General features: G+C 38.5%; 10 protein-coding genes. 9 read left to right on the forward strand and 1 reads right to left on the reverse strand.

Annotation, left to right across the window (positions count from 1 at the left end):
* Positions 1–504 precede the first annotated feature (504 nt).
* The 3 genes from JN11_RS10390 (at position 505) to JN11_RS10400 (ending at position 4,488) form a co-directional block, all read left to right on the forward strand.
* The gene (locus tag JN11_RS10390) at positions 505–1,314 is read left to right on the forward strand and encodes an SDR family oxidoreductase (RefSeq protein ID WP_144912307.1); all 810 of its coding nucleotides are present in this window, start codon (positions 505–507) and stop codon (positions 1,312–1,314) included.
* Positions 1,315–1,658: 344 nt separating this feature from the next.
* Positions 1,659–2,141 (forward strand): hypothetical protein, encoded by a 483-nt coding sequence (locus JN11_RS10395; protein WP_144912308.1) that lies wholly within the window; start codon positions 1,659–1,661, stop codon positions 2,139–2,141.
* A gap of 145 nt (positions 2,142–2,286) precedes the next feature.
* On the forward strand, positions 2,287–4,488 hold the full coding sequence (locus JN11_RS10400) for a bifunctional alpha,alpha-trehalose-phosphate synthase (UDP-forming)/trehalose-phosphatase (protein WP_144912310.1): 2,202 nt from the start codon (positions 2,287–2,289) through the stop codon (positions 4,486–4,488).
* A gap of 81 nt (positions 4,489–4,569) precedes the next feature.
* On the opposite strand, the gene JN11_RS10405 is transcribed toward JN11_RS10400, so the two are convergent.
* The gene (locus JN11_RS10405) at positions 4,570–6,354 is read right to left on the reverse strand and encodes a glycoside hydrolase family 15 protein (RefSeq protein WP_144912312.1); all 1,785 of its coding nucleotides are present in this window, start codon (positions 6,352–6,354) and stop codon (positions 4,570–4,572) included.
* Between the two features lie 204 nt (positions 6,355–6,558).
* On the opposite strand from JN11_RS10405, the gene JN11_RS10410 reads away from it, so the two are divergent.
* The 6 genes from JN11_RS10410 to gyrA all read left to right on the forward strand — a co-directional run bounded on the left by JN11_RS10410 (position 6,559) and on the right by gyrA (position 12,987).
* Entirely contained in the window at positions 6,559–7,194 is a 636-nt protein-coding gene (locus JN11_RS10410) for a peroxiredoxin (protein WP_144912314.1), read from the forward strand.
* Between the two features lie 140 nt (positions 7,195–7,334).
* Entirely contained in the window at positions 7,335–7,532 is a 198-nt protein-coding gene (locus JN11_RS10415) for a cold-shock protein (protein WP_144912316.1), read from the forward strand.
* 110 nt (positions 7,533–7,642) lie between these two features.
* On the forward strand, positions 7,643–8,875 hold the full coding sequence (locus tag JN11_RS10420) for an MFS transporter (RefSeq protein ID WP_144912318.1): 1,233 nt from the start codon (positions 7,643–7,645) through the stop codon (positions 8,873–8,875).
* Positions 8,876–8,924: 49 nt separating this feature from the next.
* A complete protein-coding gene (hemF, locus tag JN11_RS10425) occupies positions 8,925–9,839 on the forward strand; it encodes an oxygen-dependent coproporphyrinogen oxidase (RefSeq protein WP_144912320.1) in 915 nt (304 codons plus the stop codon).
* A 13-nt stretch (positions 9,840–9,852) separates the two neighbouring features.
* Positions 9,853–10,245, forward strand: coding sequence for a hypothetical protein (locus tag JN11_RS10430; RefSeq protein WP_144912322.1), 393 nt, complete (start codon positions 9,853–9,855; stop codon positions 10,243–10,245).
* 189 nt (positions 10,246–10,434) lie between these two features.
* The gene (gene gyrA / locus JN11_RS10435; protein ID WP_144912324.1) at positions 10,435–12,987 is read left to right on the forward strand and encodes a DNA gyrase subunit A; all 2,553 of its coding nucleotides are present in this window, start codon (positions 10,435–10,437) and stop codon (positions 12,985–12,987) included.
* Positions 12,988–12,990: the final 3 nt, after the last annotated feature.

Below are 12,990 nucleotides of genomic sequence, written 5' to 3' on the forward strand. Positions count from 1 at the left end.
TGCACCGGTCATGAAGGAATTACTATAGCTTTAAGCCACCTAACAAGTGGCTTTTTTTATGACCAATAATCTAATATTTCTTTTGAAAAAACTTTCTTTATTGTGCTTATTGCTATTTACTATTTTAAGTTTTATTGTGGGCTTTTTCTGTATTGATGCACGTATACACCCTCACGAAAAAGGAATTTCAAAAACAGACATTTTAGACTACATATACGTATCTGTAACACTTTTATTTCTATACATAATCTGCAAGATCATTACCTTTATTTTATCTAAAAAATTAAGAGCATAAAAAAGCCTTAATTTTCCTCATGGTCTAACATATATAGTCTTGTATCAAGACAAAAAGGACTAGCCATCCCGCGGCAATTTAGCGGGACGATGATTGTATGAAGCAGAAAATCCTTTGTTTACTTAATCCTGTTCGAATTATAATATAATTTGCTGAAAGATTATCAATTAAAACATATTCTGTTTATCTTAAGCTCATAAATTACACCTATGAGTACAACACCATCATTAAAAGGACAATCGGCATTAGTTACCGGTGCCGATAGCGGCATTGGTAAAGGCGTTGCGCTGGCATTGGCCGCCGCGGGCGCTAACGTTATTATAAACCACGTAGATGCACATGAAGTTGCACAGCAAACCGTCGATGAGATTACTGCGGCTGGCGGCAATGCTTATGCTATACATGCAGACATCAGCAAAGAAGATGAAGTGCAGGCCATGTTTGCCGAAATGTATAAACAATATGGTACCATTGACATATTGGTAAACAATGCAGGCTTACAAAAAGATTCGAAATTTGTTGATATGACGCTGGATCAGTGGAACACGGTGATCAGCATTAACCTAACCGGTCAGTTTTTATGCGCCAGGGAGGCAGCACGGGAATTTATCCGTAGGGGAGTTATTCCTGAAAGGAGCAAGGCCGCCGGGAAGATTATTTGTATGAGCAGTGTGCATGAAGTTATTCCCTGGGGTGGGCACGTAAACTATGCTACCAGTAAAGGGGGGGTAATGATGCTGATGAAAAGCATGGCGCAGGAACTGGCGCCGCATAAAATACGCGTGGTATCCATTGGCCCCGGTGCCATACAAACCCATATTAATCAGTCCGCATGGAACACCCCCGAAGCTTTGAACAGTTTATTAACACTTATACCTTATAATAGAATAGGTGAGCCTGATGATATTGGTAAAGTAGCCGTATGGCTTGCATCAGACGAAGCAGATTATATAACCGGCACTACCATTTTTGTAGATGGCGGAATGACACTGTATCCCGGATTTGCAGACAATGGATAAAAAAGGAAGTTTATAGTTTAGTTTATTTCAGGTAATTTTACTGGTTTGTGTCAGCCGAATCTCATCTTAAAAAGATATCAATCAGTAATTTAAGTTTTAGGGGATAAAAACCACATAAAATTCAGGTTACTTTAATGTAAAGAAGCCGTTACGATACAAGTAATGGCTTTTTTTGTGCTTTTTGTGATTGACATATTGTAAAAAATACACTAAGTGGGTTGTGATAATTTAAATTTTCTATCAAAAAAGAGCTATAATTATGAAATATTCATAAAAGTGAATTTTAATTGCGATGGTTTGCAATTATTAGTTATTTTTGTTGCGGATTTAAAATTAAAAGAAACATGAAAAAAATATTTTTAACAATCGCAGCCGCTGCCCTGTTCAGCGTTAGTGTATTTGCCGCAGATGGTGGTAAAAAAGCAACTGAAAACACAGTTAACATTTCTTACAGCGTTCAGCAAGCTTTCAGCGCTGATTTTGCTGAAGCTACTAATGTAATCTGGTCTGCAGATAAAAACTGCCAAAAAGCTGATTTCGTTATTGATGGTGTTAAGAAAACTGCATTTTATACTCCTGCTGGTGATTATTTGGGTTTAACTCAGTATGTTGATTACAAAGCTATCCCAGCAAAATCACAAAAATTAATTGCTGATCAATACAAAGGCTACGAAGCTAAAAGCGTAATCGTTTTCCAGGCTTACGTATCTGTTGATTCAGCTATTGAACCAACTACTTATTTTGTTGATCTTAAAAACACAGATCATGAAGTATTGGTAAGAGTTACTAACTCTGGTAACATAGAATTTTTCAAACAGGTAAAGTAATTATCTGGTTTATATTTTTGGTTTAGTTATAGCCACCCTTCTGTTTAGAAGGGTGGCTTTTTTGTTTTTTGTGCTTTTTTGAGGCTTATTTGGCATTTTTTAAAACAACTGGTGGCTTAAAACCTTTTTAAGGAAATGATTTTGTATGGCAAAAACTATAATTGTTTCCAATAGGTTACCCGTTAAAATATCAAAAACAGACAATGAATATATGTTATCTACCAGCGAAGGTGGTTTAGCTACCGGTTTGGGTTCAATTTATAAACAAGGCGATAATAAATGGATAGGGTGGCCCGGAATTGAAATTGATGAAAAGGAGGATCAGGATAATGTAAGCGCCCAATTGGCAAAACTGAGTCTGGAACCGGTGTTTTTAAATCAGGAGGAGATAAATCAGTATTACGAAGGCTTCTCTAATGATGTTTTATGGCCAGTGTTTCATTATTATGTTTCAACCTATAGTGTTTACAAACAATCCAACTGGGATTATTATCAAGCGGTAAATAAAAAATTTGCAGAAGCTGTTTTAAAAATAGCAGAGCCTGGCGATGTAATATGGATACATGATTACCAGTTATTGCTTTTGCCCGCGTTAATAAGAAAAGAACTACCTGATGTATCTATTGGCTTTTTTCAGCATATCCCGTTCCCTTCAAATGAATTATTCAGGCTGATACCCTGGCGCAAAGAATTGCTGGAAGGAATGTTAGGGGCAGACCTGATCGGTTTCCACACGTTTGATGATGTACGCCATTTCTTGGGTGCTGTAACACGCGTTTTACCTGTGAATGCTTCTGCTAATGTTTTAACAGTTGACGAACGTTTGGTAGTGGCCGAATCATTCCCGATGGGAATTGATAATGAAAAATATGCTTCACTCCCTTTACAGAAGGGTGTCCTTGAACAAAAGGCCTTAATTAAAGAAACTTTTAAAAATTCAAAGCTGATCCTGTCTATTGACCGTTTGGATTACAGTAAAGGTATATTACAGCGTTTACAAGCCTTTGAGCAATTGTTGCAGCAACATCCGGAATATTGCGAAAAGGTTACCTTATATATGATTGTGGTACCATCAAGAGACTCGGTACCTCAATATGCCCATCTACGGGAGGAGATTGATAAAAGGGTTGGCAACATCAATGCATTATACCGTAAAATGGATTGGACGCCTATTCATTATTACTATCGTTCATTTCCTATTGAAATGCTATCGGCCTTATATTCTTCTGCTGATGTTTGCCTGGTAACCCCCTTAAGGGATGGAATGAACCTGGTGAGCAAAGAGTATGTTGCCAGTAGGGTAAATGATGATGGCGTGCTGATATTAAGTGAAATGGCAGGCGCATCAAAAGAATTGATAGATGCTGTGATTGTAAATCCGAATAACAGCGGTGAAGTATGTAATGCGATAATAGAGGCCATTAATATGCCTTTAGATGAACAGAAAAGACGAATGAAGCAAATGCGTCAGCTGGTTTCTAAATTTAACATTACACACTGGGTTAAGGTGTTTATGGATAAACTGAAAGAAGTAAAACAGATGCAGCGTTCCATGCAAACCCGGCATGTGAGCTTTGCAACTGAGCAATCAATCGTTAATCGTTATATTAAAACGAAGAAAAGGATCATTTTTTTAGATTATGATGGAACCCTGGTGGGTTTTAAATCAAACATAGCACAAGCCTATCCTGATGAAGCCCTTTTTTCGATCATCGATAAGCTTAGTGAAGATCCGGCTAATGAACTGGTTTTGATCAGTGGACGCAAACACCAGAATTTGGGTGATTGGTTTGGCGATAAGAATATGTACCTGATAGCCGAACATGGGTCGTGGTTTAAACAGCAGAATAAATCGTGGCACAAGATTTCAGGACTTTCAGATGCCTGGAAACACGATATTTACCCGATATTAGATACTTATGTTGACCGTACACCCGGTACGTTTATAGAGGAGAAAACCTATTCGCTGGTTTGGCATTACCGTAATGCACAAAAAGGTTTAGGCGAATTAAGGGCGAATGAACTGATGAATAATTTGAAGTATCATGCCACAGATAAAGGCCTGCAATTACTACCTGGCGATAAAGTGCTTGAAGTTAAAAATATGGAAATAAACAAAGGTAAAGCTGCTTCTATACTGCTTGAAAAAAATGATTATGATTTCATAATTGCCTTTGGAGATGATTATACCGACGAAGATGTTTTTAAATCGTTACCAGATACTGCTATCACTATAAAAGTAGGGAGTAATGTATCTGCAGCTAAATTTTACTTACGTAACCCGATGGAGGTACGCAATATGCTTACCCGTTTTACTGAAAGTACTGTTTTAGAGGTAAAAGGATAGATAAAGCATCTAAAAAGAACGACACTATTTCATCAGTGTACATGGGGTCCATTTTTGAACACCATGTGCACTGTTTTTATTTTACAAGAATATTGGCCGGTCAAGCTTCATTGCTATGCGGTAGGCTGCATTCATTAAACCCACATGACTGTAGGCCTGTGGGAAATTCCCCCATTGGCTGCCGTCATTTTCATCTACATCCTCACTAAATAATAGCAGGTGGTTGGAGTATTGGAGTAGGTTCTCAAATTCGCGCATAGCATCGTCAAGTCTGCCTACACTAGCTAAAGCTTCTACATACCAGAAAGCGCATATTAAAAACGTTGTTTTTGGGCGGCCAAAATCATCTTTATATAAATACCTGTAAAATAATCCGTTGGGAGTTTTTAGTTCTTTTTCCAACGCAATGAGATGGTCTTTAGCCCTGTCAGACGCAGGGTCAAGGTAATTCATCATAATTAGCTGCAAAGTGCTGGCATCCAGATTAGCGCTGCCTGCCGAATTGGTATATACTTTTCTAACCGGGTCGTAACAACTTTCAATATGTTCTGCTGCACGGTTTTTAAGGGCGATGGCTTTGTCTGTCAGTTCTTTATTGTCAATAGTACGGGCCATTTTTTCGGCAGCCGAAGCACCTGCCCACTGGAAAAGGTTACTATAACAATGCACATTCGCCATGTTACGGAATTCCCAAATACCAGCATCTTTTTCATCAATAGTATGTTCTATTTTCTTGAGTAAAAACTCTATCCATTTCACAGAATCCTTTCTTTCTGAAAAAATGAAGCGATGGTCTGTGTAGAGTGGGAGTACGGAGATCATCACCTGTCCGTAAATATCATTCTGAATGTGCTCATAAGCCTGGTTGCCAATCCGCACAGGCTGGTTACCCATATAGCCTTCCAGGTCGGTTAATATTTGCTCGGTTAGCTGTTTCTTGCCTGTTATGCCGTAAAGTGGCTGGTAGCGCTCCGTTTCATTAAATGAAATATCGGTAACGTAATTGAAGTATTTCTCCATCTCCTCAAAATGGCCAATGTGATTCAACGAGGTTAATACGTAATAGGTATCGCGCAGCCAACAATAACGGTAATCCCAGTTACGGCCGCTGCCAGGAGATTCGGGTAGGCTGGTTGTGCTGGCGGCTATAATAGCTCCGGTATCTTCAAACTGGTGTATTTTTAAGGCCAATGCAGACCTTATTACAAAAGGTTGGTAATAGGTAGCTATTGACGAGTGTTTTATCCATGTGCGCCAGTATTGTGTGGTTTCACGTAAAAAACGTTCAGCAGTGCTTATCAGCGGTGCTTCTAAAGGCTCGCCATAGGTCATTACCAGATACTTGGCTTCACTTATCACAAATGGCTGTTCGTCAAAAACATAGCTTATTGGTATGTTTGTTGTAAGCCTGATGTTTTCTTCGCCACCTAAAAACTGAATATGGTTACTGCCCCGGTTTACATCAAGTTTTATATTGCCATAATCAGAGACAGGTTCACATTTTACCACAATCTGCGGCGATCCGTTCAGTGGCTCTACCTTACGGATCAGCATTAAGGATTTATAATAACGCTGGTGTTCAAAAAAACGTGGAGCAAAGTCTGTAATGCGGTATTTGCTGCTGTTTTGGGCAGTTATTTCGGTTATCAATACATTGGTGTTTTCCAGGTAATACTGATGGGAGGTATAATCACTTGTAGGGAGTATTGAAAATGCGCCACCCTTTTTTTGATCCAGTAAACCGCCGAAGATAAAAGTGCTGTCAAATCGCGGCCAGCAAAGCCAGTCGACATTAGTATTTTTATTAATGTGCGCCAGGAAAGCGCAATTACCGATTATGCCGGTATCATAGGTGTGTCTATCCATAAATAAGCTTAAAGTAGGAGCAACAAAGTTTGCCGTATAATGTTGTGATAGGTTTAATTAAGTTGGATTACCTTTAACTGACTGTTTAATTAAGAATAAAACTATAATATCTATGTAAATTGTAGTGTTTTTTCAAAATCACTATTGATTAATGAAACAATCAGCTTAACTTAGTGCATTATTAAACAAATAAATTATTAAATTATGAGTTTACGATTAGGAGATAAGGCTCCAAATTTTAAAGCAAAAACATCCGAAGGCGAGATAGACTTTTACGAATATCTTGGCGATAGCTGGGGTGTGTTATTTTCCCATCCTGCAGATTATACCCCGGTTTGTACCACTGAGTTAGGTAAAACAGCTTCACTAAAAAGTGAATTTGAAAAACGCAACGTAAAGGTAATTGCATTGAGTGTTGATTCAGTTGAATCGCACAAAGGATGGATAAAGGATATTAATGAAACACAGGGTGTTGAAGTTAATTTCCCGATAATAGGGGATGAGAACCGAGAGATTGCACTTGCATATGATATGATTCATCCTAATGCGTCATTAACAGCTACTGTGCGGTCATTATTTGTAATAGCGCCCGATAAAACCATTAAACTGATCATCACTTATCCAGCCTCAACCGGAAGGAATTTCCAGGAAATATTAAGGGTAATCGATTCCCTGCAATTAACGGCCAATTATAGCGTGGCTACCCCAGCCGATTGGAAGGATGGTGAAGACGTTGTGGTGGTACCTGCAATTAAAACAGAAGACATCCCCGCAAAATTTCCAAAAGGTTTTACACAGGTTAAACCCTATTTAAGGTTAACCCCACAACCAAATAAATAATTTTATTTGGTTGTTAATTATTTTATATATTTGAAAAGATTGGTTTTTCTATATCTTTCTGATTATAATACTATTTTATTCAGTTTGGCATAGGTTTTTAATCTGTAACACAATTTTTTATACAACAATTATAATATTTTATGAAAACTGGAAAAGTAAAATGGTTTAACACACAAAAAGGTTATGGTTTTATTGTTACCGACGATGGTAAGGATCTTTTTGTACACTTTAAGGATGTACAAGGCGGCGTAAATGCCATTAAAGATAACGATAGCGTTACATACGACGTAGAAGAGGGCAGAAAAGGATTACAGGCTGTAAATGTAAAAAAAGCATAATTTTTCTAATTTTTAATTAGGAGAACCTCTGCCACCCAGAGGTTTTTTTGTTTTATTTTTTTTGGGTTTTTAATAATTCTGCTACATTAGCCAACCAATTTGTTTAAACTATGACTGATGCAGCTTCGGCTAAAGCCAAAAGAAATGTGATCTTTTTAGTTCTCGTAGCTTCCTTAGGCTACTTTGTAGATATCTATGATTTACTGGTCTTTTCTATAGTAAGAAAAAGCAGCTTACTCTCTATTGGCGTTAAACCTGCCGATATACTGCCCCAGGGACTTTTTATCATTAATTTACAAATGTTTGGCTTGCTTCTTGGCGGTATTTTGTGGGGTATAGTTGGTGATAAATTAGGAAGAATAAAAGTACTTTTTGGTTCTATATTACTTTACTCATTGGCCAATTTCGCTAATGCCTTTGTACACGACGTAAATACGTACGCAGCTATCCGCTTTATTGCAGGCATAGGCCTGGCAGGTGAACTAGGTGCGGGAATTACATTGGTTACAGAAACATTAAGCAAAGAGAGAAGAGGTTCGGGAACAACGATTGTAGCTGTAATTGGATTATTTGGTGCAGCGCTTGCCGTAACCGTGGCCAAACATGGTTGGCAAAATGCTTACATTGTAGGTGGAGTTTTAGGTATTTTATTACTCTTGTTGCGTATAGGTACCTTTGAATCAGGAATGTTCAAAAATATAGAACAAAGTGAAATTAAAAAAGGTAATTTCCTGATGCTTTTCAATAATTGGGGCCGTTTTAAAAAATATATTTATTGCATTTTAATTGGTGCACCACTTTGGTACGTTGTGGGTGTTTTGGTTACCCTTTCGCCCGAGTTTGGCAAAGCACTGGGAGCCACCGAGCCATTAAGTGCTGCTGATGGTATTTTATATACCTATATCGGTATAGCGGTTGGCGGTATATTTGCCGGTTTGCTGGCGCAGTTTACTAAATCAAGAAAAATTACTATGGCGGTTTTTCTGTCACTTTCAGCAATTAGCGTGGTTTGTTATTTAAGTGCCAAAGGATTAAACAGCAGGGAATTTGTTTGGCTTTGTTTTTTTATGGGCTGTGCCGTTGGTTATTGGGCAACATTTGTAACCATAGCTGCGGAGCAATTCGGTACCAATATCAGGGCAACAGTAGCTACCACGGTCCCAAATTTTGTAAGGGGATCATTAATACCTATCAATTTGGCTTTTACCGCGTTGGTGGTGCATTATGGTATGGTTACCAGTGGCTATATTATGATGGCCATTCTTACTGTTATTGCTTTACTATCCGTTAGTCAGCTAAAGGAAACGTATGGAAAAGATCTTGATTACGTTGAAGCTTCCTAACCACATAAAACATTACGAGTCTACATAAAAAATCTGCAACTTTGCTTCCATGATAACCAAGGAACAAATAGCCGCCGATTACCAGCAAATTCAGGATGAAATATGTGCGGCGTTGGAATTGACGGACGGAAAATCAGTTTTTGAAGAAGAAAAATGGGAGCGTGAAGGCGGCGGCGGTGGCCGCACCCGTATTATCCAGAATGGTAATATATTTGAAAGAGGAGGAGTGAACTTCTCAGCAGTTCATGGACAATTACCGGATACCATGAAAAAAGCCCTGAAAGTTGATCAGGACGATTTTTTTGCTACAGGTGTTTCCATTGTGATCCATCCCAATCATCCCATGGTTCCTATCATCCATATGAATATCAGGTATTTTGAAATGCCTTCTTCATTCGGAACAGGAACTGAACCTGTAAGATGGTTTGGCGGTGGTATAGATTTAACACCACACTATATTTTTGATGCTGACTCAGCCTATTTTCACGAATACTTAAGGTCGGTTTGTAACGCATACTCTTCCGACTTCTATCACCGTTTTAAATTATGGGCCGATGATTACTTTTTCATTAAACACCGTAATGAGACCAGGGGTATAGGCGGTATATTTTATGACCGTTTAACCGCAACTGAAGATACCAGTTGGGATAATATATTTGAGTTTTCAAAAGCTGTTGGACGCTCATTTATCCCAATTTATACAGAATTGGTTAACCGAAATCGGGGTAAAGCTTTTAATGAAAATCATCAGCAATGGCAGTATCAGCGCCGCAGCAGGTATACCGAGTTTAACCTGGTGTATGATGCGGGTACCAAATTTGGTCTGGAAACTAACGGACGTATTGAATCTATTTTGATGAGTCTGCCACCAACAGCCAAATGGGTTTATAATTATCAACCCGAAGCTGGTAGTGAGGAAGAAAAGACTTTATCGCTTCTGAAAAAAGGAATTAACTGGGTGTAAAAAACTGTTTTCAATGAAAAACTGGTTGCTTATTTTATCTGCTTTGCTATTATGCTCTTTCATAAAGCCGGTTAGCCTTAAAGGTAACTGGGAATTTGAGGGCGGTATTTACAATGGTAAAAAAGAAGGTGCTCCAACTGCATATGCTTTACACCGCAAGTACAATGAAAATAGTTATGAAGCCTTTGTGGTAGAAAAAGGTTATGAACCTGAGAAGTTTGAAGCTGGTACCTATGTGTTAAACGGTGATACCTGTGTTGATACAGAAACTTTTTGCACCCAGCCCTCAAAAATTACCAATATTCCAATCCATTACCTGTATACGATAAAAAATGATACGCTTACTTTAAAGGGTACTTTACCTACCGGAATGCAGGTTGAAGAGTACTGGAAAAAAATAAAATAGCAATACCCAAAAAACCATTACCAAATAAAACCGTCAGCCGGTATAAAATACCCCATTTTGTGGATAAAACCTATAAATGTTACTAAAAATGGCATGGTAAAACCATTAATTTTCTTAACTTCGCAGGTCGTTTAAAAACACTTTTTGAACGGGCAATTATAGAGAGAAGATTCTACAACGAAATAAAAAATGGCCGAAGGAACAGACAACGATAATTCACAAAAAGAAGACAGAATAATTTCGATAAATATTGATGAAGAGATGCGGTCAGCCTACATTGATTATTCAATGTCGGTTATTGTATCAAGAGCATTACCAGATGTTCGTGACGGCTTAAAACCAGTACACAGACGCGTTTTGTACGGTATGCTTGATTTGGGCTTAAATAACAATAAACCCTATAAAAAATCGGCCCGTATAGTAGGTGAGGTGCTAGGTAAGTACCACCCGCATGGTGACAAGTCTGTTTATGATGCCATGGTACGTATGGCACAGGATTGGAGCTTACGCTATCCGTTTGTTGAAGGACAAGGTAACTACGGATCAATTGACGGTGATGAACCGGCGGCAATGCGATATACAGAGGCAAGGCTTGAAAAGATTGCCGAAGAAATGTTGGCTGATATCAATAAAGACACCATTGATTTTCAATTAAACTTTGACGATTCCTTACAGGAACCAACGGTGCTACCTGCAAAATTCCCTAATTTATTAGTAAACGGAGCCTCAGGTATTGCGGTTGGTATGGCCACTAACATGGCTCCGCATAACTTAACAGAAGTAGTTAACGCAACTCTTGCACTAATAGATAACCGCCAGATTGAGGTTGGGGAACTGATGAAATACATCAAAGGCCCGGATTTTCCTACAGGAGGTATTATATACGGCTTTGAAGGTGCCCGTGAAGCTTTTGAGACAGGAAGAGGCAGAATTGTAATAAGATCGAGAGCTGAAATTGAAACTTATAATAACGATAGAGAACGTATTATAGTAACTGAAGTGCCTTATCAGGTAAATAAATCATTAATGATTGAGCGTACTGCTGAGTTGGTTAATGAAAAGAAACTGGAAGGGATTTCTGCTATCAGAGACGAGTCTAATAGGTTAGGTATTCGTGTTGTTTACGAAATAAAACGTGATGCCAATGCTGCTATAGTTCTCAATAACCTGTATAAGTATACCTCACTGCAAACATCATTCAGCATAAATAATATTGCGTTGGTGCATGGCAGACCAATGTTGCTAAACCTTAAAGATCTGATTCATCATTTTGTTGAACACAGACATGAGGTGGTTATCCGCCGTACGAAATTTGAGCTTTCAGAGGCTCAGAAACGTGCCCATATACTCGAAGGATTATTGATAGCACTAGATCACCTTGATGAAGTTATCCGGTTGATACGTGCTTCAAATACACCTGATGACGCGAGAGAAGGTTTGATAACCCAATTCGGTTTATCAGATATACAAGCCCGTGCTATTCTGGATATGACGCTAAGAAGGTTAACAGGACTTGAGCGTGATAAGATTAAAGATGAGTATGAAAGCTTAATGAAACTGATTGACTACTTAAACTCTGTTTTGGCTGATGAAGGGCTGAGAATGCAGATTATTAGAGATGAGTTAATAGAAATAAGGGATAAATACGGTGATGAGCGTAAAACTGAAATGGTTCACTCATCTGCAGAAATGCAAACTGAAGACTTTATTGAAGATGAGGACGTAGTGATTACCATTTCGCGTGAGGGGTATATTAAACGTACTCCGTTAACAGAATACCGCAGGCAGGGTAGAGGTGGTAAAGGTTCGATCGGTAGTAACAGTCGCGATTCTGATTTTATTGAACATTTATTAGTGGCGTCAAACCACAACTACATGCTGTTCTTTACCGAGTCGGGTCAATGTTTCTGGCTGAGGGTATTCGAAATACCTGAAGGAACCAGAACATCAAAAGGCAGAGCTATTCAGAATATTATCAATATTCCTAAAGAAGAAAATATCAAGGCATATATCAAATTGATTAATTTGAAGGATAAAGAATACCTTGAAAATAACTTCATTATTATGTGTACCAAAAAAGGTACCATCAAAAAGACTTCACTTGAGGCCTATTCACGTCCGCGTGCAAATGGCATCAATGCTATTAATATCAACGAAGGTGATTCATTGCTTGAAGCAAGCTTAACCAGCGGCAGCAGCGAAATTGTAATGGCTTTAAAATCTGGTCGTGCAATACGCTTTAATGAATCAAATGTACGTCCGATGGGTCGTACCGCAACAGGTGTACGTGGTATTACGTTAGAAGATGATAACGACGAGGTTGTAGGCATGATCAGTATTGATAATCCTGAAACAACGGTATTAGTGGTTTCTGAAAAGGGCTATGGTAAACGTACTGATATTGACGATTATAGAGTAACTAACAGAGGCGGCAAAGGCGTTAAAACCCTAAACGTTACTGAAAAAACCGGAAAACTGGTTGCCATTAAAGGTGTTACTGATAATGAGGATCTGATGATTATCAATAAATCAGGTATCATTATAAGGATAGCCATTAGTGAACTCCGTACTATGGGAAGAGCAACACAGGGCGTTAGGTTGATAACCTTGAAAGGAAATGATGAGATTGCATCAATTGCCAAAGTTGAACATGATGAGGATGAAGATAAGGAGCTTGATGAAAATGCAGAAAGCAACGGAACAGAGCCTGATGCAGATGATACCATAGAAACAAACGAATAAACA

The sequence above is a fragment of the Mucilaginibacter frigoritolerans genome (assembly GCF_007830615.1).
In the GTDB taxonomy this organism is placed as follows: Bacteria; Bacteroidota; Bacteroidia; order Sphingobacteriales; family Sphingobacteriaceae; genus Mucilaginibacter; species Mucilaginibacter frigoritolerans.

Excerpts from the sequence above, each read along its gene's own strand:
- hemF (WP_144912320.1), top strand. The coding sequence starts at position 8,925 with ATGATAACCAAGGAACAAATAGCCGCCGATTACCAGCAAATTCAGGAT.
- JN11_RS10410 (WP_144912314.1), top strand. The coding sequence starts at position 6,559 with ATGAGTTTACGATTAGGAGATAAGGCTCCAAATTTTAAAGCAAAAACA.
- JN11_RS10395 (WP_144912308.1), top strand. The coding sequence starts at position 1,659 with ATGAAAAAAATATTTTTAACAATCGCAGCCGCTGCCCTGTTCAGCGTT.
- JN11_RS10415 (WP_144912316.1), top strand. The coding sequence starts at position 7,335 with ATGAAAACTGGAAAAGTAAAATGGTTTAACACACAAAAAGGTTATGGT.
- JN11_RS10430 (WP_144912322.1), top strand. The coding sequence starts at position 9,853 with ATGAAAAACTGGTTGCTTATTTTATCTGCTTTGCTATTATGCTCTTTC.
- JN11_RS10405 (WP_144912312.1), bottom strand. The coding sequence starts at position 6,354 with ATGGATAGACACACCTATGATACCGGCATAATCGGTAATTGCGCTTTC.
- JN11_RS10400 (WP_144912310.1), top strand. The coding sequence starts at position 2,287 with ATGGCAAAAACTATAATTGTTTCCAATAGGTTACCCGTTAAAATATCA.
- JN11_RS10390 (WP_144912307.1), top strand. The coding sequence starts at position 505 with ATGAGTACAACACCATCATTAAAAGGACAATCGGCATTAGTTACCGGT.
- JN11_RS10420 (WP_144912318.1), top strand. The coding sequence starts at position 7,643 with ATGACTGATGCAGCTTCGGCTAAAGCCAAAAGAAATGTGATCTTTTTA.
- gyrA (WP_144912324.1), top strand. The coding sequence starts at position 10,435 with ATGGCCGAAGGAACAGACAACGATAATTCACAAAAAGAAGACAGAATA.